Origin of the sequence: Acinetobacter sp. Tol 5, assembly GCF_019702905.1 — a bacterium.
GTDB classification, from domain to species: Bacteria; Pseudomonadota; Gammaproteobacteria; order Pseudomonadales; family Moraxellaceae; genus Acinetobacter; species Acinetobacter bereziniae.
In genome coordinates, this window is sequence record NZ_AP024708.1 from 2,744,238 (window position 1) to 2,767,553 (window position 23,316).

Sequence of the window (23,316 nt, forward strand, 5' to 3'; positions counted from 1 at the left end):
TTTTAATTGTCTGATCAGTTCAATATAGTCTTTGTCGGATTGATCTTTTAAAAGTTCAAGATAGCTGTCTAATCTATTCAGTGCCTAATCTCGCCATTTAAACAGCTCCTGAATCGGATGATATTTTTCAGGATCTACATGGGGTAGATCATATTCCAATATTTGACTATTTGTTAATGCCGTATCACATTCTTTGACTCTTTTTAGACAATTCAGCATATCTTCTAGTCGAAAACGGATTTCATGTTTACACAAAACTTTTAAATGGGCTAAATCATGTTGCTCTGCAAAATACTGTGCTAGTGGTAATGTAAATTCCTCACAAGGATACCAACGACCATGTGCGCACGAAATCAATTCTTTAAACTTTTTATTGTCCAACCATTGTCGAAAAACTGCATCTTTTGCCAGTTTATAATCTGCCAAACGTCGCGCTGTTTGAGCGAATGATTCATCTGCTGTACCTGAATAAATCATTTGATGTCTTTTTAAATATTTGCTGATTTCCGTATTAAACTTACTATAACTCAAAGTCTATACGCTATGATCATTATGATTTTTATCAGCTTATAAGTTGAATGGGATATTTACTGTTTCAAATGCGTAAAAAGCTTCAAGCCCTACCATCTTTATACTTAAAGCTTTTAATTTTGTATTATCTCAATGCACCAATATAGTGATGAGAAACTTGTGCACGATATATTTCTTCTTCCGTTGCACCAGAAACATAGCCTTCTTCAGATGCTGAACCCTGTTCTATCCGATCAACGGTTGTATCTAAATCTGGTTGTTCTTGATCAATTAAATGCTGTAAACGTAAAGCATGTCGATTGAGCTCAGCATCTTGGGTTGCTAAAGACATGTCAATGACATACTGCGCATAGCTTTTATTGTCAACCAAATACATCACATCTATGACTCGCCCTGTTACACGTCTAAGTCTGGTTAAAATGAGTGCCCCAATTGAAAATGCATCTGCATGTGCAATAAATCGATTGTTATTGACTGGTTGCATAAAAATCCCCCGTATTCATTTAAATTTTTAACATCAGCACACTGACCAATACGATGAATAACTAAGCAATTTATATACCAATTTTAAATTCTAACAGCTGTCATCTTTTAAAAAGTTCAATCAATCCGAATCTTTAAGTCGTTGAATCATGATTTCACCGACACATCTAGGTCCTTCCAATAAATTGAATAATTGCCCAATGTGTATATGACGTTCATCATGATCAAACAAAAACCACATTTCTGCTTCATTCGGAGACATTGCATTCATTTTAAGCGCAATACTCCAAGTATTGATCTTATGCTTGTGCAAAATCTCTGTTGTACAGTAATAAACACCATTTTGTGGAATATGCTGACGTCCACCACTCTCAGGTGTATACCAATCAATCAACACTTCAAAGACTTGCTTTTGTTTTACCATGACTGGTTAATTATTTTGTTCGCTGATGAACTCCAAGTTACCACGTTGTTTGCTCTCCATCGTCATCGATCACATCAACCTGAACATATTGACCGAATAAAGCTAAAAAAGCTTTTATTTCTTGTCCGAGTTGATCATTTATCGCAGATATTTCCAATAGAATCTGGGATGCTTCAAAAATCAAACGAACATCATATTCCCATGCATTTCCTGTCACTGTCGTTGCTTTTAAATAAATAGGGTCTGTGGACAATTCGTCTATGTTTGCGACTAGGTGTGTTTTTTAGGCGATTCTAGACGCGAGATACGAAATTTAGTCATTCTAAATGATGAGAAACGCTGTTTCACAAGGGAGCGACTAAGCGACAAAAAACACACTAGTCCCGAAGGGTTGTGGCTAAAATTATCTCAGGCTACGTTATGAAAATTGAAAATAGTCTCGCTATTCTCTTCATTTCATGCCTTGCCTGCTCAATTTTAACCTACAACGCAAGTCATTTATGAAATGCCCACAGCCCCTAATATTTGACTGGAGGAATTGATAACTCTGCAATTGCTGAGCGATTTGAATCACCGATTGACAATTTATTCGATACCAATCTTCAGGCTGAAAGGTGACATAAAATTCCGCTGACATGTCAAAGCTCTCTAGATAATGATCTTATAAAGCAGGTGAATGATAAAAATATGTCCAACACATTTCTATTGAGATAAAAATAAGTACCAATCCCATCACTACATTAAAAATTCGTGCGCGATTTCCTGTGTTTAAAAAGTTTGCTAATTTTTCCCCCACAACTCCCCACAAGAATAAGGATAAATAACACACCACAAAATAAATCAGCACAAAAATCAGCAAAGCATTTTCGATTTGACCTGTTGAAAACAAACCCGTACCTGCTACAGCCGCAATCCATGCTTTTGGATTAAGCCACTGCATCAATGCACCTTGCATAAAGGTGGGAATTTTAGTTTGAGCATGGCTTTGGGTAGAAATCGTTGTGCCTTCTGCGCGCAGAATATTTAGCCCAATCCATAACAGTAAAACTGTACCCAATACAGTAATAATATCCAGTAGCAAAGGATAAACCACGATAATTTGATATAGACCAAAACAGACTGATGCCAATAGCAAAGTAAAGCCAATTGTTGCCCCTGAAATAAAACCAAAGCTGCGATTAGCGCCATAATTCATACTGCTGGTTAAAATAGTTAAATTTACAGGTCCTGGCGATATGGACATTGAAAGTGAAAAAATGAACATTGAAAGAATAAGACTCAGCATTTTTTTAAATTTCTTGATTTGATCTTGGTTAGATATGGATATTTGAATATATTTCAAGCAAATCACCACTATCTTTGAAAGAATTTTAAGGTTTTTGGAAAAATTCGATCTTCTTGGCACAATCCACAAGTTTTCGTCATCAAAATACGCTAAAATATGCGATTGCTTTAATGTCTTTGGAAATATTCATGAATTCGAAACCGCGTCTTTCTACATATTGGGTTACCTGTGCAGATGGACTAGAAACCTTACTGCAAGAAGAAATTCAAGGTTTAGGGATTCAAAATATTGAAAAATTTCCTGGACGTTTGGTCTTTAAGGGTAAACTTGAAGATGCTTACCGTATTTGTATGTGGTCACGCCTTGCTTCACGTGTGCTCACGCCTATTCATACACATGAACTTGAATTTACGCATGATGCACGTGACGTTGCTGAAGAACTTTATGAAGGTGCGATCAACTTTGATTGGTCGTTAATTTTTGCACCACAAAGTACTTTTGCCATTCGCCTACACGTTGAACGTGATATCAAGGTCAATACTCAATTCGCGACCTTACGTGTCAAAGATGGCGTGGTTGATTCTTTCATGGAAGCAGTGGGTAAACGCCCAAGCATTGATATTAAGCAACCTGAAATTACCTTATATGTACTTGCAGGCAAAACTGAACATACCTACTGCCTAGACTTATCTGGCGATTCTCTACATAAGCGTGGCTATCGCCGTTACATGACCGATGCACCGATTAAAGAAAATTTAGCCGCTGCCATTTTACAAAAAGCAAAATTGAAAGAACGTCACCCAGAAATCATACTTGACCCAATGTGTGGTTCAGGTACGTTTATCATTGAATCACTAATGATTCTGACTGACCGTGCGCCAGGTTTAGTCCGTCGTTTTGGTTTCAATGGTTGGAATGGGCATGACCATGAACTCTGGATGTCGATCAAAGCTGAAGCCGCAGACCGTCATCAAGCCGCATTACAACAACCTTTACCAAAATTCTATGCTTATGATGCAGATTGGGAAGCTGTAAAAGCCACCAAACAAAATATTATTGCGGCAGGTTTTGAACAGCAACTCGATCAAATTCAAATCGAAGAACGTACATTAGCAGATTGGCCAGACTTCCATGCTGAAGGTAAAACATCCTTTGTTGTCACCAACCCTCCTTATGGTGAGCGTTTGGGAGATAAAGCTTCAAACCGAGCATTATATTTAGGTCTATCTGCGCTTTTACAAAAGAATTTCCCAAATCAATATGCAGCTGTTATAGCTGCAGCAGTTGAACAAGCGGATGTATTGGCTTTCAACAATCCACAAATTTTACGTTTGATGAATGGTAAATTACCGATTTATGTTCGTTTTGGTGATATTAAACCAGCAACAGTCAGTAAGCCCTTCCTTGCAGATTGGCAACCTCAACAATTTGAAAAGATTGAAGGTGCTGAAGACTTTACCAACCGTTTGCAAAAAAACATGCAAGCTTTAAAGAAATGGGCAGTCAAAGAAAATATTTATTGCTTAAGACTTTACGATGCGGATCTACCTGATTTTAATGTTGCAGTTGACCTTTATGGTGATCGTTTGCATGTCCAAGAATATGCGCCGCCGAAATCAATTGATCCTGAAAAAGCCAAAAAGCGTTTTAATCTTGCTTTAGCCTCGATCCGTGCGGTAACAGGTTTAGGTCGTGATGCAATTTTTATCAAAACCCGTGCGCGTCAAGAAGGTAAAGCGCAGTACACCAAACAAAGTACTGCGTCTAAACGCTTTATCGTTCAGGAAGGTAAAGCTAAAATTCTGGTCAATTTAACTGATTATTTAGATACAGGATTATTCTTAGACCATCGTCAAATGCGCTTACGCATCGCAGCAGAAGCCAAAGGCAAACACTTCCTTAACCTATACAGCTACACCTCAACTGCAAGTTTGCATGCCGCTTTAGGGGGTGCTGCCAGTACAACCAGTGTGGACTTATCCAATACTTACTTAAACTGGTCTAAAGAAAACTTTGTATTGAATGGTCTGACCGTAGATCATGCTGATGAACAACACCAATTTTTCTCAAGCGATTGTTTCGAATGGCTCAAAGAGGGTCATGAACAATATGACTTGATCTTTATTGATCCTCCAACTTTCTCTAACTCAAAAAAATTCTACGGTACATTCGATGTTCAACGTGATCATATCTCATTACTTAAACGAGCAATGAACCGCTTAACGACCGAAGGGACTTTATATTTCTCAAATAACTATCGTGGTTTTGAGATGGATGAAGAAATTGAGGCTATGTTTGATGTGCAAGAAATCAGCAATGAAACCATTGGTTTAGATTTTAAACGTAATCAAAAAATCCACAGAGCTTGGAAAATTAAACACTTCCCTGTTTAATTTTTTTCTCGCTATTTATACGCCACGGGGTCAACTTCATGACCAATGTACAAGGTCACCCGATCTTGTGTTGTGATACGAACATCGTGGCGTTGATAAGGGTTAAATCCAATATCGATAATTTTATATTTTTCTAAAGGGGTAATATATTTATCCCCCGGTTTATTCGGATCAGGGTCTTTTTTTTGCCACTCAAAATCAGTCAATACAGTAGAATATATTTCATCCTTTTTTGCTGCATCTGCTTGTTGTTGCGCGATCTTATGATGTAAATCTTTTTGCTCATCTACAGATTGTTGAGCATCCTGTTTAACGGCTTGAATAATAATCGGCGAAAGCTTTACTACACCTACAGACTGTTCTGCAAGATCTTGGTCATCCAATTGATTTGCCAATATCTCAGCCGAACCCAGTGCCATTAACAACATCGTCAGTAGCTTTAAATAATCAGATTTTTCCTTTATTTTGATCGTCATGATCAACTTCCCTTTCTTATTATTCCTGTCTAAAAATTATCAATTTTTAACAAATGTTGCAATCAAACGATCAGAAAACCCGATAATAGGTAAAACAGGTTAGGTTTATCTGTTAAATAAGCCCGCTTACTGGCTGAAATATGTTCAAACAGAACTAATCAACACATTCCGCTGTAATTCTGCCTGCATTACACATTTCCCATAACTGCTGGTGTGCATAACGGTTACCTTGTGCTTCAGAACGCTTCAACCATTGCACTGCCAACGTTACGTTTGCAGCAACACCCTTACCTTCCAGATACATCTGCCCAACACTGTTTTGAGCATCCTCATCGCCCTGCTCAGCAGATTTCAACATCCATTGAAATGCTTGCTTTTCATTTTTTGTTATTCCATCCCCATATAGATTCATGAGGGCAAGATTACGTTGTGCATTGGCATCGCCTTGTTCAGCAGATTTCTGATACCATTTTGCAGCCAAGGCTTTATTTTGCGATATGCCCTCACCAGTATAGTAAGCAAGCCCTAAATTATTCTGTCCTGCTGGATCATCCTGTTCTGCTGATTTTTTATACCACTCTACAGCTTTGGAAGGATCTTGCTTGACCGTAAAACCATATTTAAAGAAATCACCAACAACTGAAAATGCTAGCCAAAACCCTCCTTGAGCCGACTTTAGCATCAATGCTGCCCCGTTTTTTTGGGATGCCTCATCTTCGCGATGTAATAAAAAGTCAGCATATTGATACATTGCTTCTGGATCCCCCTGTTCTGATCGTTTGATCATTTCTTCAAATGTTCTTTCAGGTAAGGCTTGTGCCAAAGGGTTAAAACATAAAATTGAAAATAATAGGATATAAATTTTTTTATTCATTGAATATTCGCCGTTGATATATAGATTTCTTATAACATAAAAAAACCAACCGTCTTATAACGATTGGTTTTTTATCATTGGTACATGACTCGATTAGCTGAGTTTTAATTTCCCAAAATCAAGCTCACCATTTTCAGCACTGATCAAGATGGTATCACCCGCTGTAAATGCACCTGACAAGATTTTTTGCGCCAATGGATTCTCAACCTGCTGTTGGATTGCACGTTTGAGTGGACGCGCACCATATACAGGATCAAAACCAGCATCAATCAGAATGTCAAACGCTTGATCATCAACATTTAAACGAATATCACGTTCAGCTAAACGTGCGCGTAAACGATCTAATTGAATATCCGCAATGCCTCGAATCTGCGATTTTTTCAATGAGTGGAACACCACCAATTCATCTATACGGTTGATGAACTCTGGACGGAAATGCTGAGAAACGGCATTCATCACTGTTGCTCGAACATCTTCATCGCTTGCACCTTCACCCAACTCACGAACATCACTTGAACCTAAGTTAGACGTCATCACGATAACCGTATTCTTAAAGTCGATCACACGACCTTGAGAATCTGTCAAACGCCCATCATCAAGCACCTGCAATAAGATGTTAAATACATCTGGATGTGCTTTTTCCACCTCATCAAACAACACCACGCTATATGGCTTACGACGTACAGCTTCAGTCAATACACCGCCTTCTTCGTATCCGACATAGCCTGGAGGCGCACCAACTAAACGACTGACCGAATGCTTTTCCATAAATTCTGACATGTCAATTCGAATGATCGCATCATCACTGTCAAATAAAAAGTTGCCTAAAGCTTTGGTAAGCTCGGTTTTACCCACACCTGTCGGTCCAAGGAACAAGAATGACCCACTTGGGCGATTCGGATCGGAAAGACCTGCGCGTGAACGGCGCACCGCATTTGCGACTGCCACAACAGCCTCATCCTGACCAACGACACGGTTATGCAAGAAGTCTTCCATATGAAGCAGTTTCTCACGTTCACCTTGTAGCATTTTGGACACTGGTATACCTGTTGCAGCACTGACAACTTCTGCAATTTCGTTTTCAGTCACTTTGGTACGAATCAGTTTTGGCTCTTCATTCACTTCCGCAACTTCTTCTTCATTCAAGCGTTTTTGCAACTCTGGAATCACACCATATTGCAAACGGCTTGCTTCAGCCAAGTCACCTTCACGTTGCGCTTTTTCAAACGCTGTGCGAGCTTTATCAAGTTCAATTTGTGCCTGATTAGTGCCATCAACCAAACGTTTTTCTGCAATCCAAACTTCTTCCAAATCACTGTATTCTTTCTGAACTTCAGCAATTTGTTTTTCCAAATGCTCAACTTCAGCCTTACTGACTGAATCCGCATCCTTCTTAACCGCTTCCAATTGCATCTTCAACTGGATTAAACGACGGTCTAAACGATCTAATGCTTCTGGCTTAGAGTCAATTTCCATTTTAATACGCGATGCCGCTTCATCAATCAAATCAATCGCTTTGTCTGGCAATTGACGATCCGTAATATAGCGATGCGACATTTTCGCTGCAGCAATAATCGCGGAGTCAAGAATTTGCACTCCATGATGGGTCGCATATTTATCTTTTAAACCACGTAAGATTGCGATGGTATCTTCCACACTTGGTTCATCTACCAATACTTTTTGGAAACGACGTTCAAGCGCAGCATCTTTTTCAATAAATTGACGGTACTCATCCAAAGTTGTTGCACCTACGCAACGTAACTCACCACGTGCTAACGCAGGTTTTAGCATATTCCCTGCGTCCATTGCGCCATCACCTTTACCCGCACCCACGAGCGTATGTAACTCATCGATGAACAAGATGATTTCACCATCAAATTTCGCGAGATCTTTTAAAACAGCTTTTAAGCGTTCTTCGAATTCCCCACGATATTTCGCACCAGCCAATAATGAACCCAGGTCTAAGGACAAAACACGTTTGCCTTTTAAACCTTCTGGTACTTCACCATTGATAATACGTTGCGCCAAACCTTCGACAATCGCAGTTTTACCGACACCCGGCTCACCAATAAGTACTGGATTATTTTTGGTACGACGTGACAATACTTGAATGGTACGACGAATTTCCTCATCACGACCAATCACAGGGTCAAGTTTTCCTTCTGCAGCACGAGCAGTTAGATCAATGGTATATTTATTAAGTGAATCTCGTTGATCCTCATGGTTATTTGCCATCACTTGTTCACCCCCTCGAATATTTTCAATCGCTTTGCGTAGTTTTTCAGTGGTCACACCTACGCCAGTTAATAATGTTTTGGTTGCACCTGTTTCAGCCAATGCCAAGATGACCCAATCTGTAGATAAGAACTCATCGCCTGCTTTTTGGGCAAAGCTGTCTGCTAAATTCAATGCTCGAACAGCCTCAGGATTGAGGTTGATATCTCCAGTCGGTGTTCCAATTTTTGGTGCATCCGCCAACGCTTTCTGCAACTTTGCTTTTAACTCAGGGATATTTGCACCCGCCTGTTGTAACAGACTCAGGTTTGAAGGTTCATCCAATAACACTGAAAGAATATGAATACCTTCAATGGCGGTATTGTCATTACCCATTGCCTTAGATTGTGCATCTGATAATGCTTGCTGTAAGCGGTTCGTAAATTTTTCAAATCGCATTCTTGTTATTCCTCACAACAAATTTGTACTTGAATAATAGATGGGAACGGTTTTGTAGATTTCAACTATATTTAAAAATTAATTTATATATTTTTCAAAAGCTTACTAAAATAATCAGGATATATTTCAGTATTAATATTTGTGCTAAATTCATCTTTTTCAAGTCAATTTAAGCAAAAATATTACGTATGACCTTTAAGCGTTTGTATTTTCAACGATATGCTTTAGAGTAAGCAGTATTGAACTTTTTTAGAATAACAACAATGTTGAATTTCAGTAAATTATTGTCGGTACTATTCACTATAAGCATGTTAAATGCTTGTGGCTATCAATCGCCGAACAGCGATAAATTTCCACATAAACATATTCAAGAATTAACACCTGAAACATCAGATCTAGAATTTAAATGGTTTAAATCGCCTGCTGACACGATCTTAAAAGTTTTGAATGAAAATTTTATTGTTTATGATTGTTCGATATTTGAAAGAGCCAATCAACCCAAACGGGATTTAAAAATTTGTAGTTATGATTTACGTACCCATCAACAGCTTCCGGCATATTTTGTCTCGTCTTCACCCCGGCAGTTGATCCAACAAATTGAATATTTAGGTCAAAATCAATTTCTAGTGACTATAAGAATTTTTCAAGCCGATTATCAGTCGTCCACTCAAGCTTATCTTTTCAATGCGCAGACCCAAACTTTTACTCAACTAAGTACTTTTTCTTATGATCAATTTGCTTATGCACTATTGGAGCAAATGGTACAGGAAAAAACTTATCAAAAAAAAGTTTCAGAACATGACATCATCGTTTATTTCGACCCTCAATATGTCTCAGAAAAAGAAGCCGAGAAAGTCAAACAAGAACAAAAACAGCAGGAACAATCTTTTATTCAAAATATAATAGATATTTTTAGAACTCAGCCTGAACAACCACAACGTAACTTTTCACCCAATAATTATCGAGTTCAACCTGCAGAACCATTTAATTTAGCGATGATTGCAAAGTTAAAACAATACTTACAACAGCAGCAAGCCGAGTGTTATCAAGTGATTGATGAAGAAACACAGCTCATAAAAACCTCAAAAAACTATATTTTTAGTCAAGATTTTTCCAGATTTCTTCCAAAATTAGAACATTCGATTGAGCTACCTGAATGTAAGACAGCCCCTAAACCAATAATTTCAAACGATAAATACCTAAAATATCAAAGTATTGATGATGTCCAAGGCTCAGGAAATCACTATATTTTTTGGTTTACACCGATTGGCTATGATGTATTTGAAATTCAGCAACATGGCAAAACAATACAGTTTAAACTACCGCTTGAAGCAGCACAGATCTATCGCGTTAGCAATGATCTCATCGTGATCAATGCTCAAACTTATTACATTATTCCTTTGTCTTAGCAAATATAGTCAATCTGCTTAAAAAGCGCATACAGTAAAAATATAATTTCTTATGATCAATAAAATCAATGCTTCTCTTTGCTTATCCATTCTTTATTGAATAGCATTCTTGCGCTGCAAACAAAGCAGTGCTTTGTTTTTACTCATATACACTCGCTCAACATGGCAACATCCATGTCGCCCCACAATAGAAAGAACATCGGTGATTCAAAAATGCAAAAAGTCATTCTCCAAAAGTTTGTAATAACTAATAATTTGTATAAAAGCATCAAGCTTATTGAATATGAATGATTTAAATCGAATCACTTGTATCGATAATCAGGGTTGAACTATAGAATCTCAATCAAGATCATCATGAATATGATGAGATTGGCTATACTTCTGTCTTGGTTGCCGAACTCTGCGAAACCGCACTATTTGCAGCAACACTTTGAGTAATCCACACGTTACCACCAATCACAGCGCCTTGACCGATCGTGATACGTCCAAGAATGGTCGCACCTGCATAAATCACCACATTGTCTTCAACAATTGGGTGACGGGCATATTCTTTCTGCAAACGTCCACTATCATCGACTTCAAAACGCTTAGCACCCAAAGTGACCGCTTGATAAATTCGGACATTTTTTCCAATAATACACGTTTCTCCAATCACCACACCTGTACCATGATCGATGAAGAAACCTTGTTCAATTTGTGCGCCTGGATGAATGTCAATTCCTGTTTTTGAATGCGCAATTTCAGCGATTAAACGTGCCAATAGAGATAAATCTTTTTTATAAAATTCGTGGGCAACACGATGATAAATGATTGCCAAAATTCCCGGATAACATAACAACACCTCATCCACACTACGTGCCGCAGGATCACCATCATAAGCAGCTATCACATCTGTATCCAAAATACGGCGTATATCAGGCAGTTTTTGCGCAAATTCACTGACAATACTTTGCGCCAACACGTCAATGACGTCTGCATTTTCATTATGTTTTTTATATTTATAATCATAGGTTAAATTGAGTTTGACTTGCTCAAGTAAGGAATGCAAAGTTTTTTCAAGTGTATGTGCAATATAAAAATTTTCACTTTGTTGTCGTAAATCATGTGGACCCAAACGCATAGGGAATAAAATGCCACATAGGTCATTCATAATCTTCTTAATTTCGTCTTTTGACGGTAATTCCCTCCCTCCAAAGTCTTTGAGACTTTTACGTTGGGTACGCCATTCATTCCGAGCTTCTTGTAACTCATCCACAATATTTTGGATATTCCATTGGGTCATATGTTTACCTACCTAAAAGACGTTCCATGATCTAAAAAACCTCACATGAAATTTTATTATTCATCTAAATACTATTTTATTCACAATATGGTAGATAAACATAATTCATATAAGTATATCTGTAAAAAATAATTCAATCTTTATTTCAAAATAAGAATAAGCAATCCATTTTTTATTAATTTATAGAATATACAAAATGTTTATAGTTGTTATCAATACATCTGATACATCAAAGCTTAAATACAAATTTAAGTCAGAAGAAAGGCAATTGAAATGACCAGTTTAAACCAACAACATTTTAACGAATTAACTCAAGCACAAATTGAAAAGATTTTTGAACAAGCGCAACAACGTGTTGAAGACCATTATTTAGAGTTTACAGGTACGATTTTACCGCACGAAGCTTGGGCATTGTATCAAGCTGGTCATGTCGAAATTGTTGATGTTCGTACCAATGAAGAACGGAAATTTGTCGGTTTTGTTGAAGGTACCATTCACATCCCTTGGGCTACTGGAACTGCATTAAACCGTAATCCGCGTTTTGCCAAAGAACTCGAAAGCAAAGTGGGCAAAGATAAAATCATTCTTTTACTGTGCCGTAGTGGTAAACGTTCCGCAGCGGCAGCCAATGTCGCTTTCAATGCTGGTTTTGAAAATATTTATAACATTGAACAAGGCTTTGAAGGTGACTTGGATGAAAACAATCATCGCGGGGTATTCAACGGTTGGCGCTTTCATGGATTGCCTTGGCGCCAAGAATAGCTTTCGAAGTTATTCCTTATACATATTTTAAAAAATTCAAAATATGAAGCATTCATAACAGCACTCTGATTTTACTGGAGATGATAACAATAGACACCTTAAACAAATTGTAATCAACCATCAATTCATATCACCAAGGATTAAAACATGGCTAAGAACCAAGAAGTCACACGCCAAGCACTCAATGATCAGGCTGCTCGCCAACTGGCAAATGCAACCAAAACCGTTCCTCAACTTTCAACAATTACGCCACGATGGCTGACGCATTTATTACAATGGACACCTGTAGAAGCCGGTATTTACCGAGTCAACAAAGTCAGCAATACAGATGATATTCAAGTTGCCTGCACCCAACGTGATGAAGCGACACTTCCGCAAACCTTTGTGGATTATGAGCTTAATCCACGTGAATATTTTTTAAATGGGGTTTCAACCGTACTCGATATTCATACCCGTGTTTCAGACTTATACAGTAGCCCTCACGATCAAATCAAAGAACAATTACGCCTGACTATAGAAACGATTAAAGAGCGCCAAGAAAGTGAATTGATCAATAACCCTGAATACGGGCTATTAGCGAGTGTTGCAGATGAACAACGCCTTTCAACCTTGACAGGCGCCCCAACACCCGATGATTTGGATGACCTATTACGCAAGGTTTGGAAAGAACCCGGTTTTTTCTTGGCGCATCCTGATGCAATTGCTGCATTTGGTCGTGAATGTACTCGCCGTGGCGTACCACCACCGACTGTCAGCTTGTTTGGTTCTCAATTCATTACATGGCGTGGTATTCCGTTAATTCCTTCCAATAAAATCCCAGTGGAAGACGGCAAAACCAAAATCATCCTGTTACGTGTCGGAGAAAAACGTCAAGGTGTCGTCGGACTATTCCAACCTGGTCTTGCGGGTGAACAAGCACCAGGACTTTCAGTCCGCTTTATGGGCATCAATCGCAATGCCATTGCTTCATATTTGATTTCGTTATATTGCTCACTTGCTGTGCTTACAGATGATGCGCTTGCTGTACTTGAAGATGTGGAGGTAGATAAATACCATGACTATCCAACAACCTACAAATAATTCATCTGCTGCAACACAAGATGCACCAATCCATGAATCTGTGATTACCCAGTTAGCAAATGAATTGTTTGCGGCATTACCACAGCAAAAAAAACAAGCTTTGAATTTTGAGCTGCCTGATCAAGTGCTCGGGCAAAGCCATACACCACAGCCAAAAGATCCAATAGCAGCTTTATCAGGTCGTATCCCTGCTATTGTGCAACAAGCTCATTTAAATCCGAAATCTACGCAACATTATGTAGAACCTACGACAGATCATCCTGAACGTCGCATTCTATCTTCGGCGCCAATTATTGGAGGAGCGAATACGCCAGACCCATTCACGGTCACACCTGATTGGAATTTAGCCTTAAATTCAACGTCTGCACTCCCCTCTACTCCGCCAGCAACATCCGCAACACCATCACAATCCGCTTTTTATTTTTTGGATTTCGCTCAAAATGAAAGTGTTGATGCTGAAAATCTACAACACAACATCAGCCAAACAAAAGGAGTTAAAAATCCCTATGCCTTTGATGATTATCATGTGACAAATGACCATCATCTAAAAAGCACGATAGAAGATCGTAATGACAAACCTGCGACGACTGAATCAGGCTATTACTTTCTTCAATCCCCCACAATTGAGTCTGTTCGTCCACATTCAGATAAGCAAATACCCACTCAGAGTCAAAATTATCAGCCATTGGATATTCTGCAAATTCGAAAAGACTTTCCAATCTTGCAAGAGCGTGTCAATGGTCAGCCTTTGATCTGGTTGGATAATGCAGCAACCACCCATAAACCACAGGCAGTTATTGATCGAATTTCTTATTTTTACCAGCATGAAAATTCGAATATTCACCGTGCTGCACACGAACTCGCAGCACGCGCCAGTGATGCCTATGAACATGCACGTGATGTGGTTGCTCGCTTTATCGGTGCAGCTTCTGCTAAAAATATTGTTTTTGTCCGAGGCACAACCGAAGGCATTAATTTAATTGCAAAATCATGGGGAAAACAAAATATTCAAGCGGGAGATGAAATCATTGTCTCGCATTTGGAACATCATGCCAATATTGTCCCCTGGTACCAACTGACTCAAGAAACTGGCGCTAAGCTGCGGGTAATCCCTGTCGATGATACAGGTCAGATTCAGATTGATGAATTTATCAAACTTCTCAATCCAAAGACTAAGCTTGTTTCAATCACTCAAGTATCCAATGCACTTGGTACGGTGACACCGACTCAAGAAATTATCGCTTTAGCACATGCTGCTGGTGTACGGGTCTTAATTGATGGCGCGCAATCGGTTTCTCATGTTCCAACCAATGTGAGTAGCTTAGACGCTGACTTCTTTGTGTTCTCTGGGCACAAAGTTTTTGGACCTACAGGGATCGGCGCTGTTTATGCCAAATCAGAATTACTCGACAGCATGCCCGTTTGGGAAGGTGGCGGTAATATGATTCAGGATGTCACCTTTGAACATGTGATCTATCAACCTGCTCCAAATAAATTCGAAGCTGGTACTGGAAACATTGCTGATGCTGTTGGCTTGGGCGCTGCTTTGGAATATATAGAAAGAATCGGCATCCACAACATCGCACGCTATGAGCATGATTTACTGGAGTACGGTCAACATGCACTTCAAAGTGTTTCTGGTTTACGTTTAATTGGTACAGCCTTAAATAAAGCCAGTGTGATGTCTTTTACCCTTGCAGGTTATGAAACTGAAGAGGTAGGGAAAGTTTTAAATCAGCATGGAGTTGCTGTACGAACGGGACATCATTGCGCACAACCAATTTTACGCCGTTTTGGTGTCGAACGGACGGTGCGCCCTTCACTTGCGTTCTATAACACCACTGAAGAAATAGATGTATTGGTTTCAGTATTGCACCAATTAAGACGAGCTAAACCTTATCGGTCTGCATTTGCAAATCAATGAATATCCAAGCAGTTCTTTTAATGAATCACATGCTAGATCATTAGCATGTGATCGTAAAAATATATCAAATTCATTCTCCCTCCAATTCAACCTATAAACTGTACTCGAAAGCGCTTGATCAATTTAAAAGTTGGTCGATTTAAATGCTCACAAGTACAAATGCTAAGCGTTTAAACGATCAACAGGAGTGCTGATAATTTAACAATCATGGGCTTGAGCTTGCTAGGACAATCTCAGATACTGTCTAAAAATTAAATCTTGTATCAGCATTATGTTTTCAATCAAAAAAATCCTCATTTTAACCAGCCTAATGATCACAACTCAAAGCTTTGCGTTACCTCAAGACTCACGTCGAGCTGGTGGTATTGCGGTGATTACTGTGCCCAAAACAGTGTTGAATGTGAGTTATCAAGGCAAGCCCGTATTGGTTGTTGATGGGACCAATTCGGTGAATCATATTGTGTTTGGTATTCCACTTTCTGCTCAGGTTGGCAACCTAGAACTGCAAAGCTCAAATGGTCCAATCAATATTGAGGTGCAACCCTATAAGTATGCTGAGCAACGGCTTAATGTAAAAAACCAGGATTACGTTAATCCAAATCAACAACAGCTTGATCGATATAGCCAAGAAGCCAAAGAGCAAAATGACGTCTATAGCACATTTAGCCCAGCCCAATGGAAAGATTTCCCAAATTTCATCCGACCAACTGCAGGTAAATTTAGCAATTCATTCGGTCGCAAACGTTTTTTCAATGGCGAAGAACGCGCACCCCATTCTGGATTAGATATACCTGCTCCAATTGGACAAAAAGTTATTGCACCCGCGGCAGGAAAAGTGGTTGCAACAGGCAACTATTTCTTTAATGGCAATACTGTCATGATTGATCATGGACAAGGTTTAATTAGTATGTTCTGTCATCTAAGTAAAATAAATGTTGAGAAAGGACAAATATTACGACAAGGTGATTTGCTCGGTTTGGTGGGTAAAACAGGACGAGTAACAGGACCACATTTACATTGGGGAATGAGTCTCAACAATGCACGTGTTGATCCACAGCTTTTTCTAACCCACTAATTTGCTCAAATAGATCGCGAAATTAAGCCATTTCCTCACTAAAAATAGCTTTTTTGGAGAAAATACACATTTTGTAATAATTTATTTTATTTAATTTTGACTCCACTAGTCACGTTTTATAAATACTAAAAAATAAAAAAAAGCCAATAAAACTATTGGCTTTTTTTAGATTTATTTTGCTATTCAGCAGCGATAATTTCATAATCGTGGGTGATTTCAACACCGCCATCAGACAACATTTTACTCGCCGAACAATATTTTTCAGCTGATAATTCAACAGCTTTGGCAACTTGCTTATCTTTTACATCATGCCCTGTCACGACAAAATGTAGATGTATTTTAGTAAATACTGCTGGAATGGTATCTGCACGTTCAGCCTTGAGCTGACAAACAACATCCGTTACATTTTGTCTCGATTTCTTTAAAATGGTCACAATATCAAATGAAGCACACCCACCAAGTCCCATTAATATCAATTCCATAGGACGTGGTCCACGGTTTTCACCACCGTATTCAGCAGAACCATCCATAATAATTTGGTGACCACTTTCTGAATTTGCTTGAAAAGCAACATTCTCTAACCAATGAACGCTAGTTTGCATTGCAACTACCTAAAAAAAGCTATAAATTTACAGGGTACCTGTACACTAGCATAAAATGAGTTGATAAGGAATTTCATCTCTACTGCTTCTACGTGACGAGTTCAATTTAGATCAAAAGATCTAGTTATTATCCAATTCGGAATTTTTAAGCATGTCTTCTAATTTTGCACAACTTAGTACAGATGCTTTGTCACCTGGTCAATTACCTGAGTCAGTCAAAGCTTTGCTCAAGAGAGCCCACATCAATCGTTTTCCTAAACGCTCAACAATCATTGATGCAGGTTCAGAGTCAAAATCACTGTATTTAATTTTAAAAGGTTCAGTTTCAATTATTTTACGCGAAGATGATGAGCGTGAAATCGTTGTTGCCTATTTGAACCCTGGGGATTTTTTCGGAGAAATGGGTTTATTTGAGCAAAACCCACAACGTACAGCCGAGGTCAGAACTCGTGACGTATGTGAAATCGCAGAGATTTCATATGACAATTTCCACGAAATCAGTAAACAATACCCTGACTTAAGTTATGCAGTATTTGCACAACTTGTTCGTCGCTTAAAGAATACAACACGTAAAGTGACTGACCTTGCATTTATTGATGTCTCTGGTCGTATTGCACGTTGCTTGATTGATCTTTCTGCGCAACCTGAAGCGATGATTTTACCAAATGGTCGTCAGATTCGTATTACTCGTCAAGAAATTGGTCGCATCGTAGGTTGCTCACGTGAAATGGTAGGGCGTGTATTAAAAACGCTTGAAGAGCAAGGTATGATCGAGACTGATGGTAAGGCAATTTTAATTTTTGATGCGTCTTTAGAAGAGTCTAAATTCTCTGAAGATGAATATAACAATGATGATGAATAAAATTTAAAAGTTGATTTGAGAAGTAAACATCACCAATTCTTTGGCTTTGATAAATATCAAAATTCTCAAAATAACACCATCTTTATATTGTTTAAAAGCAAACTTTCGAGTTTGCTTTTTAAGTCTAAACTCTACAGTTTTTGTCCATATCCCCTTTGTGCTGTTTAAATAGTGAATTGGATAAAGATAAATACTTTCTTATAAATTTTTTAGATAAATTCATCTTCTTTTGGTCATTAGAAAAATAATTTCAACAGCTTATCAAATTTTATTTACGTTATTATTCTCATTAGATATTGAACTCTCATTAAAGGATCTGACATGAAATCAAATCGCTTAGGTCATTCTGATTTGGTGGTACCTGAAATTTGTTTAGGAACCATGACTTTTGGTGAACAAAATACTCAGAATGAAGCATTTGAACAACTCGCCTATGCACTTGATCAAAATATTCATTTTTGGGACACAGCAGAAATGTATCCTGTTCCCCCAAAACCTGAAACTCAAGGTTCAACAGAAACCATTATAGGCAATTGGATTGCTCAAAATGGTCAACGCGACAAACTCATCATTGCTACAAAAATCGCTGGACCACAGCAAGGCGGTAGTCAAATCCGTGATGGGCATACAAAATTTATTGCTTCAGAAATTAGTTCAGCAATTGATGGTTCATTAAAACGCTTACAAACCGATTATATTGACCTCTACCAACTACATTGGCCACAGCGACCTGCAAACTTCTTCGGTACCTTAGGCTATGGCAACCAACAAGCGGCATTGACTCAAAACATTACCCCACTTGCAGAAACATTAGAAGCGCTTTCAAATGAAGTTAAAAAAGGACGTATTCGCCATATTGGCTTGTCCAATGAAACGCCATGGGGCACCTTAAAATTTTTACATCTCGCAGAGCAATTGGGATTAGAAAAAATTGTCAGTGTACAAAACCCATATAGCTTGTTAAATCGCACCTATGAAGTCGGTATGTCTGAAATTGCACAGTTTGAAAGTGTTGGTTTACTGGCTTATTCACCACTTGCATTTGGCTACCTGACAGGAAAATATCGTCATGGTGCACGACCTGCAGATGGTCGTATTAGTTTATTTTCGCGTTTTAGCCGTTATACCAATCCTCAAAGTGATTGGGCAACAGAACAATATGCGCGACTTGCTGAAAAACACGGTTTAAGTCTAACCCAATTGGCATTGGCATTTATTAAACAGCAATTCTTTGTGAGCAGCACCATTATTGGTGCAACACAACTTTCACAGCTCAAAGAAAATATTCATGCTTTCGAGCTTCATCTGTCTGAAGAAATCTTAACGGAAATCGAAGATATCCATAAACAACAACCTAATCCAGCACCTTAGTGTGGTTCAGGCTTTAATGTACATAGCCACTCCAATAACATTACTGATTCAGAAACTAAAAAAGGATGCCTAGGCATCCTTTTCACTTATATACTGTTGTAGTCCCAAACGCTTATTTTCCACCGCGTGCGTTGTATACTGCCATCGCAGCTGCAAGATTCTTTTTCATCGCATTGATACGGTTTGCATCAGATGGGTGTGTAGAAAGCAAAGCAGAACCTTGAGCACCACCTTGTTTGGCCATTTTTTCCCATAAAGTAATTGCTGCTTGAGGGTTATAGCCTGCCTTTGCCATCATCATTAAACCGCCTTCATCCGCACGGCTTTCCAAGCTACGTGAATAAGGCAAACCTACACCCACTTGACTGCCCAAATCAATTGCAGCATTGCCTAGTTCACCAATTTGGCTACCTGCATAAGATTTACCAATATTTACGGCAAGATTGGTTAAGGCTTGCGCTCCTAACTTCTGTTTTGAATGCTCTTCTAAAGCATGGGTCATTTCATGTCCCATAACAGCAGCCACTTCAGCCTCAGATAAATTGAGTCGGTTAACAATGCCCGTATAGAAAACAACTTTTCCACCTGGTGCAACATAAGCATTGATCTGATCTGACTTAAGCACAGCCAACTGCCAATCAAATCGTTGTCCTGTTTGGTTCATCTGATCTGCATAAGGTTTTAAGCGAATAAATGCCGCATTTACCTTTTTATATGTTGCAGAAGTTGTGTCTAAAGTTTTATTTGCACGTGCTTCTTGCACAGTTTTGTTAAAACCCAGCGTCGCATTTGAATTCAATGTTGCAGAGTCTGCACCTGCCATATCCGCAATGGTTGTACATCCAGAAATTGAAATCGCAGTCGCAGCGCAAAGACTAAGTATTAATTTATTGTTCATTATAATCAACTCCATAGAGAACAAATAAAAACGTTGTGAATTATATGCAAATGTTACATAAGGATAAATCAATAATTTTCATTAAATCATATTAATTATGTAAGTAAAAAACCTACAAAAACTGTACCATCAACCAGTACACCAAACACAGCACATTCAAAGCCAAATAGATATTTTTTAAAGGAATAATTTTCTGTTCCAACTGCTGATTATTTCGTTTAAAAAATAGAAATGCATTTTGAATCAGAACAATAGGAACCAGTATACAAGCAATCATTACACTCAGCCCAAGCAAAGCTTGAGAAACAATAGCTGGATCAGTGGTTTGAGCCTGAATAATGAGCATAGCGATTGTTGGTGCACCGCCCATTGCAAAAATCAGAGAATAAAACATCGTTGAGGATATATTCTTTTGCATGGTTCAAACTCAATGTGTATCGAAAGATATATTCTAACAAGCTGAATATAAAAACCTAACTTAAATCATTTTCGACTTTAGTCTTTTACTTCCAAGAAAAAGCCTGAATAACTTCAGGCTTAGATCTCTTCTACATTTCAATTATTTTTTGATTGCAGCTTTATAAACTTGCTTGGCTTCAACCATACTCTTATTTAAATCTGAGATACGGTCATTATTCGATGGATGCGTAGAAGTAAACTTTTGAACACCATTGGTACTGCCACCATCAATTTTATTCATTTTTTGCCATACTGTGATTGCGGCTTCTGGGTTATATCCTGCTTTAGCCATAAGCATCAAACCACCACGATCCGCAGAAGACTCTAAACTACGTGAGTAAGGTAGACCGACGCCGTATTTACTACCAATATCGAGTGCTTGAGTACCCATTGAGCCTAACTTATCACCTGCATAAGTTTTACCCATCTTCACAGCAAAATCAGTGATTGCAGTAGCACCTGCATCGCGTTTAGAGTGTTCTTCTAAAGCATGCGTCATCTCATGACCCATGATTGCAGCGATTTCAGCATCTGTTAATTTAAGCTGATTGACGATACCTGTGAAGAACACCACTTTTCCGCCCGGCATGACAAATGCATTGAGTTCATCAGATCTCAACACACTTAACTGCCAGTCAAACTGTTGCCCTGTTTTATTTGCTTGATCCGCAAAAGGCTTCATTTTTACAAAAACAGCATTCACACGTTTATAAGTAGAAGATGTCGTATCCAGTGCTTTTTGTGCCTTTGCATCTTCAACCAATAACTTATAATCTGCTGCCGCATTGAGGTTTAATGTTGCAGAGTCATTACCCGTTAACTCAGCAACCGTGGTGCAACCAGACAAACCAACCACTAACCCTAATCCAAGTAATACATTCTTGTTAATCATTATTTTCACCAAAGCTCATTAGTCTTTATGTAAACTCCAACACGGAGTTCAACGTTTAGCGCCCAAATTATGTTGTATTTTGTAAAAAAAATCAAAGTAAATCACATTTTATTTAAACCTTATAAAATAGCTTTATAAAAAAAGCTCCCGAGGGAGCTTTTAAAATATCTATATATCAAGCATCAAATGGGTGACGCATCACAATCGTTTCATCACGATCTGGACCAGTAGAAATGATGTCAATCGGACATTCAATCAACTGCTCAATACGCTTCACATAATTAATTGCATTTTGTGGCAATTGATCTAGTGATTTCGCACCGAAAGTCGATTCAGACCAACCTGGCATGGTTTCATAGATTGGTTTTAATGTTTCAAATGCAAGCGCATCTGTAGAACCAACACAACCAGAATCCGCAGCTTCATAGCCTACACAGATTTTCACTTCTTCTAAGCCATCTAAAACATCAAGCTTAGTTAAGCAAATACCAGATAATGAGTTTACATCAACTGAGCGGCGTAAAATTTCTGCATCAAACCAACCACAACGACGTTGACGACCAGTAGAAGCACCAAACTCAGAACCTACAGTACCTAAGTGTTTACCAATCGCATCACCAACATCATTGGCAGCATCATAAACAAGTTCGGTAGGGAACGGACCCGCACCTACACGAGTTGTATATGCTTTGGTAATCCCAAGAACATAATCAAGGTGTAATGGACCTAGACCTGAACCTGAGCTCACACCACCTGCTGTTGTATTTGAAGAAGTTACATATGGATATGTACCGTGATCAACATCCAATAATGAACCTTGAGCACCTTCAAACATAATATTTGCACCATCTTTACGATAGTCATGCAAAGTCGTGATCACGTCCAATACTAATGGTTTAATCACTTCACGCCATTGGTCGCAAAGAGCAAGTACATCTTCTACTTTAACTGCTTCAACACCAAAGAATTGGGTTAACTGGAAGTTATGGTACTCAAGAAGTTCTTCAAGCTGCGCTTTAAGATGATCACCACCACGTACCAAATCCGCAACACGGATTGCACGACGAGCAACCTTATCTTCATACGCTGGACCAATACCACGACCAGTTGTACCAATCTTAGCATTTCCACGTTTTTTCTCACGTGCTTGATCAAGTGCAATATGGTGCGGAAGGATCAATGGGCAGTTTGGAGAAATACGTAGACGTTCACGAACAGGTACGCCCTCTTTCTCTAAAATATCCATCTCTTTGATCAAAGCTTCAGGTGAAAGCACAACACCATTGCCAATTAAGCAAAGTACGTTTTCACGTAAAATACCTGATGGAATGAGGTGAAGAACTGTTTTCTTACCACCAACGACGAGTGTATGACCCGCGTTATGCCCGCCTTGATAACGTACTACCGCAGCTGCTTGATCTGTGAGCAGGTCAACGATTTTACCTTTACCTTCGTCGCCCCATTGGGTACCGAGTACCACAACACTTTTGCCCATAATAGCCTCATTACATCATGCTGTTAAAATAGAAAACCAAATAAAGTGACATGAACACTCAATTCG

22 protein-coding genes are annotated in these 23,316 nt (G+C 38.7%); 8 read left to right on the forward strand and 14 right to left on the reverse strand.

Going from position 1 to position 23,316, the window contains the following annotated elements; genetic code table 11:
- Window positions 1-84: 84 nt before the first annotated feature.
- The 5 genes from TOL5_RS12800 to TOL5_RS12820 all read right to left on the reverse strand — a co-directional run bounded on the left by TOL5_RS12800 (window position 85) and on the right by TOL5_RS12820 (window position 2,681).
- The gene (locus TOL5_RS12800) at window positions 85-477 is read right to left on the reverse strand and encodes a hypothetical protein (RefSeq protein ID WP_228740288.1); all 393 of its coding nucleotides are present in this window, start codon (window positions 475-477) and stop codon (window positions 85-87) included.
- Window positions 478-655: 178 nt separating this feature from the next.
- Window positions 656-1,015 carry a hypothetical protein gene (locus TOL5_RS12805; protein ID WP_221260391.1) on the reverse strand — a complete coding sequence of 120 codons (360 nt, stop codon included), beginning with the start codon at window positions 1,013-1,015 and terminating at the stop codon, window positions 656-658.
- A 120-nt stretch (window positions 1,016-1,135) separates the two neighbouring features.
- On the reverse strand, window positions 1,136-1,438 hold the full coding sequence (locus TOL5_RS12810; RefSeq protein WP_221260392.1) for a hypothetical protein: 303 nt from the start codon (window positions 1,436-1,438) through the stop codon (window positions 1,136-1,138).
- Window positions 1,439-1,475: 37 nt separating this feature from the next.
- A complete protein-coding gene (locus TOL5_RS12815; protein ID WP_228740289.1) occupies window positions 1,476-1,691 on the reverse strand; it encodes a hypothetical protein in 216 nt (71 codons plus the stop codon).
- Between the two features lie 408 nt (window positions 1,692-2,099).
- Window positions 2,100-2,681 carry a LysE family translocator gene (locus tag TOL5_RS12820; protein ID WP_252715403.1) on the reverse strand — a complete coding sequence of 194 codons (582 nt, stop codon included), beginning with the start codon at window positions 2,679-2,681 and terminating at the stop codon, window positions 2,100-2,102.
- A gap of 230 nt (window positions 2,682-2,911) precedes the next feature.
- Here TOL5_RS12820 and rlmKL point away from each other — a divergent pair, with 230 nt between their 5' ends.
- Window positions 2,912-5,116 (forward strand): bifunctional 23S rRNA (guanine(2069)-N(7))-methyltransferase RlmK/23S rRNA (guanine(2445)-N(2))-methyltransferase RlmL, encoded by a 2,205-nt coding sequence (rlmKL, locus tag TOL5_RS12825; RefSeq protein ID WP_004831142.1) that lies wholly within the window; start codon window positions 2,912-2,914, stop codon window positions 5,114-5,116.
- An 11-nt stretch (window positions 5,117-5,127) separates the two neighbouring features.
- On the opposite strand, the gene TOL5_RS12830 is transcribed toward rlmKL, so the two are convergent.
- The 3 genes from TOL5_RS12830 to clpB form a co-directional block, all read right to left on the reverse strand.
- Entirely contained in the window at window positions 5,128-5,592 is a 465-nt protein-coding gene (locus tag TOL5_RS12830; RefSeq protein WP_004831143.1) for a hypothetical protein, read from the reverse strand.
- 154 nt (window positions 5,593-5,746) lie between these two features.
- Window positions 5,747-6,466 (reverse strand): tetratricopeptide repeat protein, encoded by a 720-nt coding sequence (locus tag TOL5_RS22495; RefSeq protein ID WP_151806918.1) that lies wholly within the window; start codon window positions 6,464-6,466, stop codon window positions 5,747-5,749.
- Window positions 6,467-6,559: 93 nt separating this feature from the next.
- On the reverse strand, window positions 6,560-9,139 hold the full coding sequence (gene clpB / locus TOL5_RS12845; RefSeq protein ID WP_221260393.1) for an ATP-dependent chaperone ClpB: 2,580 nt from the start codon (window positions 9,137-9,139) through the stop codon (window positions 6,560-6,562).
- A gap of 263 nt (window positions 9,140-9,402) precedes the next feature.
- On the opposite strand from clpB, the gene TOL5_RS12850 reads away from it, so the two are divergent.
- Complete coding sequence (locus tag TOL5_RS12850) at window positions 9,403-10,548, forward strand: hypothetical protein (protein ID WP_221260394.1); 1,146 nt, start codon at window positions 9,403-9,405, stop codon at window positions 10,546-10,548.
- Window positions 10,549-10,921: 373 nt separating this feature from the next.
- On the opposite strand, the gene epsC is transcribed toward TOL5_RS12850, so the two are convergent.
- Complete coding sequence (gene epsC / locus TOL5_RS12855; protein WP_004831151.1) at window positions 10,922-11,830, reverse strand: serine O-acetyltransferase EpsC; 909 nt, start codon at window positions 11,828-11,830, stop codon at window positions 10,922-10,924.
- Between the two features lie 273 nt (window positions 11,831-12,103).
- Between epsC and TOL5_RS12860 the strand changes: the two genes are divergently transcribed.
- The 4 genes from TOL5_RS12860 to TOL5_RS12875 all read left to right on the forward strand — a co-directional run bounded on the left by TOL5_RS12860 (window position 12,104) and on the right by TOL5_RS12875 (window position 16,671).
- On the forward strand, window positions 12,104-12,592 hold the full coding sequence (locus TOL5_RS12860; RefSeq protein ID WP_004831152.1) for a rhodanese-like domain-containing protein: 489 nt from the start codon (window positions 12,104-12,106) through the stop codon (window positions 12,590-12,592).
- Window positions 12,593-12,739: 147 nt separating this feature from the next.
- Window positions 12,740-13,672, forward strand: a complete 933-nt coding sequence (locus TOL5_RS12865) for a family 2A encapsulin nanocompartment shell protein (protein ID WP_046760268.1) — start codon at window positions 12,740-12,742, stop codon at window positions 13,670-13,672.
- Window positions 13,647-15,596 carry a family 2A encapsulin nanocompartment cargo protein cysteine desulfurase gene (locus TOL5_RS12870; RefSeq protein WP_151797239.1) on the forward strand — a complete coding sequence of 650 codons (1,950 nt, stop codon included), beginning with the start codon at window positions 13,647-13,649 and terminating at the stop codon, window positions 15,594-15,596. Before TOL5_RS12865 ends, TOL5_RS12870 begins: the two co-directional genes overlap by 26 nt.
- 310 nt (window positions 15,597-15,906) lie before the next feature.
- Window positions 15,907-16,671: a peptidoglycan DD-metalloendopeptidase family protein gene (locus tag TOL5_RS12875; protein WP_221260395.1), complete on the forward strand. Its 765-nt coding sequence runs from the start codon at window positions 15,907-15,909 to the stop codon at window positions 16,669-16,671.
- Between the two features lie 179 nt (window positions 16,672-16,850).
- On the opposite strand, the gene TOL5_RS12880 is transcribed toward TOL5_RS12875, so the two are convergent.
- Window positions 16,851-17,273: an OsmC family protein gene (locus TOL5_RS12880; RefSeq protein WP_004831156.1), complete on the reverse strand. Its 423-nt coding sequence runs from the start codon at window positions 17,271-17,273 to the stop codon at window positions 16,851-16,853.
- Window positions 17,274-17,424: 151 nt separating this feature from the next.
- Between TOL5_RS12880 and crp the strand changes: the two genes are divergently transcribed.
- Window positions 17,425-18,135 carry a cAMP-activated global transcriptional regulator CRP gene (gene crp, locus TOL5_RS12885; RefSeq protein WP_004831157.1) on the forward strand — a complete coding sequence of 237 codons (711 nt, stop codon included), beginning with the start codon at window positions 17,425-17,427 and terminating at the stop codon, window positions 18,133-18,135.
- Between the two features lie 321 nt (window positions 18,136-18,456).
- Window positions 18,457-19,506, forward strand: a complete 1,050-nt coding sequence (locus tag TOL5_RS12890; RefSeq protein ID WP_004831158.1) for an NADP(H)-dependent aldo-keto reductase — start codon at window positions 18,457-18,459, stop codon at window positions 19,504-19,506.
- A gap of 112 nt (window positions 19,507-19,618) precedes the next feature.
- On the opposite strand, the gene TOL5_RS12895 is transcribed toward TOL5_RS12890, so the two are convergent.
- The 4 genes from TOL5_RS12895 to TOL5_RS12910 form a co-directional block, all read right to left on the reverse strand.
- Window positions 19,619-20,404 (reverse strand): M48 family metallopeptidase, encoded by a 786-nt coding sequence (locus TOL5_RS12895; protein ID WP_004831159.1) that lies wholly within the window; start codon window positions 20,402-20,404, stop codon window positions 19,619-19,621.
- Window positions 20,405-20,516: 112 nt separating this feature from the next.
- Window positions 20,517-20,822, reverse strand: a complete 306-nt coding sequence (locus TOL5_RS12900; RefSeq protein ID WP_004831161.1) for a phosphoethanolamine transferase domain-containing protein — start codon at window positions 20,820-20,822, stop codon at window positions 20,517-20,519.
- A gap of 141 nt (window positions 20,823-20,963) precedes the next feature.
- A complete protein-coding gene (locus TOL5_RS12905; RefSeq protein ID WP_004831162.1) occupies window positions 20,964-21,755 on the reverse strand; it encodes a M48 family metallopeptidase in 792 nt (263 codons plus the stop codon).
- 175 nt (window positions 21,756-21,930) lie between these two features.
- A complete protein-coding gene (locus TOL5_RS12910) occupies window positions 21,931-23,250 on the reverse strand; it encodes an adenylosuccinate synthase (protein ID WP_004831163.1) in 1,320 nt (439 codons plus the stop codon).
- Window positions 23,251-23,316 lie beyond the last annotated feature (66 nt).